The organism is Streptomyces sp. SM10 (assembly GCF_002910915.1).
In the GTDB taxonomy this organism is placed as follows: Bacteria; Actinomycetota; Actinomycetes; order Streptomycetales; family Streptomycetaceae; genus Streptomyces.
In genome coordinates this window covers 1-4,032 of the sequence record NZ_NEUF01000046.1, presented here as the reverse complement: position 1 = coordinate 4,032, position 4,032 = coordinate 1, and the positions used below count along the sequence as shown (strand labels likewise).

Below are 4,032 nucleotides of genomic sequence, written 5' to 3'. Positions count from 1 at the left end.
TCCTGGCGTTATCGGGTGGTGTGGAAGTCGGTTGGGGGTGTGGTGTCGGAGTCGCTCCCGGGTGGTTGGCTTGTGGTGTGTGGGTCGGGTGTGGTTGATGGCCCGGTGGTGTCGGGGTTGGTGGCTCGTGGTGCGGGTGTGTTGGTGGTCGATGGTGTTGTTGACGGTGGGGTGTTGGGGGAGCGTCTGGTAGGCGTTTCGGGCGTGGTGTCGTTGTTGGATGCTGCGGGGACGTTGGGGTTGGTTCAGGTTCTGGCCGGTGTGGGTGTGCCGGTGCGTGTGTGGTGTGTGACCAGTGGTGCGGTGTCGGTGGGTCGTGCTGATGGTGTGGTGGATCCGTTGGGTGCTCAGGTGTGGGGTCTGGGGCGTGTGGCGGGGCTGGAGTTGCCTCAGGTGTGGGGTGGGCTGGTCGATGTCGCGGGGGTTGTGGACGAGCGTGTGCTGGGCCGGTTGTGTGGGGTGTTGGCCGGTGGGGGTGGTGAGGATCAGGTAGCGGTGCGGGGCTCGGGTGTGTTCGGGCGTCGTGTGGTGCGTGCCCCGGGGTCGGGTGGGGGTGCGGGTGTTGTTGTGGGTGGGACGGTGTTGGTGACGGGGGGTTCGGGTGCCTTGGGTGGGCATGTGGCCCGGTGGGTGGTGGGTGAGGGTGCCGGCCGTGTGGTGTTGGTGAGCCGTGGTGGTTCGGTTTCGGGGGAGCTGGTCTCTGAGTTGGAGGGGCTGGGTGCCGAGGTTGTGGTCGCTGCGTGTGATGTGAGTGATCGGGGTGCTCTGGCGGGGCTGGTGGAGGAGGTCGAGTCGGTCGGCGGTCCGGTGCGCGCGGTGTTCCATGCGGCGGGGGTCGGTCAGATGACCGGTCTGGTGGGTATGACGGCGGATGAGTTTTCCGGGGTGTTGCGTGCGAAGGTGACGGGTGCGGACAACCTTGATGCGGTTTTCGGTGACCGTGGTCTGGATGCGTTCGTGTTGTTCTCGTCGATCAGCGCGGTCTGGGGCAGTGGTGGTCAGGGCGCTTATGCGGCGGCCAACGCGCATCTCGATGCCTTGGCCGAGCGGCGCCGGGCCCGCGGTCTGACCGCCACCTCCATCGCCTGGGGCCCCTGGGCCGAAGGCGGCATGGCCGAGGGCACGACCGAGGACCTGCACCGGCACGGACTCGTGGCGCTGGCTCCCGCCCTAGCGGTCACCGAGCTGCGCCGGGCGCTGGCCGAGGACGAGACCACCCTCACGGTCGCCGACGTGGATTGGGAACGCTTCGCACCCGCGTTCACGGCTCGGCGGCCGAGCCCTCTCCTCGGTGAACTCGTCGATGTACGCGCGGCAGAGGCGCAAGCAGCGGCGGTCGCCGGTCCCGACGACGCGGCGCTACAACTGCGGGAGCGGCTGTCCGCGGCCACCGAGCCGGAGCAGCACCGCATCGTGCTCGAACTCGTACGGGGCGAGGCGGCGCGGGTGCTGGGACACGAGTCGTCCGACGCCGTGAGGCCCCGACGGGGCTTCGTGGAGCTGGGCTTCGACTCGCTCATGGCCGTCGAGGTACGCAACCGGCTTGCTTCGTCTACCGGGCTCCGCCTGCCGACCACGCTCCTCTTCGACTTCACCTCGTCCGCGGCGCTGGCGGAGCACCTGTGTTCCGAGCTGGCTCAGGACATGTCGGCCGCGGCCCCGGTCGCCTCGGCCATCACCGAGTTGGAACGCATGCTCTCGGGGTTGCCCGACACAGGCGTCGACCGTGAGGACATCACGGAGAGACTTCAGGGCCTGCTGGCCACGTGGGGCGGCTCCCAGTCAGGTGTCGCGTGGTCGGACACGTCCACGCCGACGACGACCGTCGAGGTGGATCCCGCGCTTGACGCGGCCACATCGGACGAGATGTTCGACCTCATCCAGCGCGAATTCGGCAAGTCCTGAACTGCAGTTTTTGACGCGCGTGCAAACCATGGCTTTCTCAAGGGGCGGTGCTGTTTCCGATGGCGAGTGAAGAGAAACTCCTGGATCACCTGAAGTGGATGACCGCTGAGCTTCGGCAGACGAAGCAGCGGCTCCACGAGGTCGAGTCCGAGGGCCAGGAGCCGATCGCCATCGTCGGCATGAGCTGCCGGTTCCCCGGCGATGTCCGCTCGCCCGAGCAGTTGTGGCAGTTGGTGGCCGACGGCTCGGACGCGATCGGGGACTTCCCGTCGGACCGCGGCTGGGACACGGACGGGCTCTACCATCCCGATCCGGATCACCCGGGTACGACCTACGCCGACCAAGGCGGCTTTCTGAGTTCCGTCGGCGACTTCGACGCCGAGTTCTTCGGGATCTCGCCGCGTGAGGCTCTGGCGATGGACCCGCAGCAGCGTCTGCTGCTCGAAACGGCCTGGGAGGCGCTGGAAAGGGCTGGAATCGACCCGGTGTCGCTGCACGGCAGCCGCACCGGTGTCTTCATCGGTTCCAATGCGCAGGACTACGCCGCGCTGCTGCACAACGAAACGGCAGAGCTCGGTGGCTACCTCGCCACCGGAAACGCCGCGAGCGTCATGTCCGGTCGGATCGCCTATGCCCTCGGCTTCCAAGGCCCGGCCGCGACCGTCGACACCGCGTGCTCGTCGTCGCTGGTGGCCTTGCACTGGGCGGCCCAGGCGTTGCGCCAGGACGAGTGCTCCATGGCGTTGGTGGGTGGGGCGTCGGTGATGTCCACCCCCGGGGCATTCCTGGAATTCTCCCGGCAGCGTGGCCTGGCGGCTGACGGCCGGTGCAAAGCGTTCGCCGAAGCAGCCGACGGCACCGGCTGGGGCGAAGGCATCGGAATGCTGTTGGTGGAACGGTTGTCGGACGCTCGCGACCACGGACACCCGGTCCTCGCCGTCGTCCGAGGCTCTGCGATCAACCAGGACGGGGCGAGCAGCGGTCTCACCGTCCCCCACGGGCCCTCGCAGCAGCGGGTGATCCGGCAGGCGCTGGCCGACGCGGGTCTGTCTCCGGCCGACGTGGACGTGGTGGAGGCCCATGGCACGGGCACCCGGCTGGGTGACCCGATCGAAGCACAGTCCCTGCTTGCGACCTACGGTCAGGACCGGCCCGAGCACCGGCCGCTTCGGCTGGGGTCGCTCAAGTCGAACATCGGTCACACCGCCGGTGCCGCCGGCGTGGCCGGTGTGATCAAGATGGTGATGGCGATGCGGCACGGCGTGCTGCCGCGGACCTTGCACGTGGACGAGCCCTCGTCCCATGTGGACTGGTCGGCGGGAGGCGTCGAGCTCCTGACCGAATCAGCGGCCTGGCCCGAGACGGGACAGCCACGACGGGCGGGGGTGTCGTCGTTCGGGATGAGCGGCACCAACGCCCACGTCATCCTCGAGCAGCCTGAGGAAACGGCGGAGCAGGTGCTGCCTGCGACCACCGTGCTCCCGGTCGTTCCGTGGGTCCTGTCCGCCAAGTCCGCTTCCGCACTCGCCGAGCAAGCCGCTCGTCTGCTCGCCTCCCGCGACACGACGGCGCACAGCATCGTCGACCTGGGGTACTCGCTCGGCGTGGCACGGACCGCGATGGAATGCCGGGCGGTGCTCCTCGGGGCGGACCCGGAGAGCCTCCTCCGCCAGGTTGCTGCACTGGCCGACGACCCGCGATCGGCCGACGCGGTCACAGCCAGGGCGGTCGATGACAGTCCGAACGCCGTGTTGTTCTCGGGTCAGGGTGCGCAGCGGTCGGGTATGGGTCGTGAGTTGTATGAGGCGTATCCGGTGTTCGCGGATGCGTTTGATGCGGTGTGTGCGGAGTTGGACCGTCATCTGGATCGTCCGGTGCGGGGTGTGGTGTTCGAGGGTGGTGAGCTGCTGGACCGGACGCAGTTCACGCAGGCCGGACTGTTCGCTCTTGAGGTGGCGTTGTTCCGTCTGGTGTCGGCGTGGGGTGTGAAGCCCGATTACCTGCTGGGTCATTCGATCGGTGAGTTGTCGGCCGCTCATGTGGCCGGGGTGCTGTCGTTGGAGGACGCGGCGGCGTTGGTGGCGGCGCGCGGTCGTCTGATGCAGGCTCTGCCGGCGGGTGGGGCGA

At 68.4% G+C, this 4,032-nt stretch carries 2 protein-coding genes; both read left to right on the top strand.

Features of this window, described 5'->3' with window-relative positions; translation table 11 throughout:
* Window positions 1-1,905 (top strand): type I polyketide synthase (locus B9S57_RS04675; protein ID WP_146057711.1); only part of this gene is annotated, 1,905 nt, incomplete at its 5' end.
* 47 nt (window positions 1,906-1,952) lie between these two features.
* Window positions 1,953-4,032 (top strand): type I polyketide synthase (locus B9S57_RS04670; RefSeq protein WP_374935911.1); only part of this gene is annotated, 2,080 nt, incomplete at its 3' end.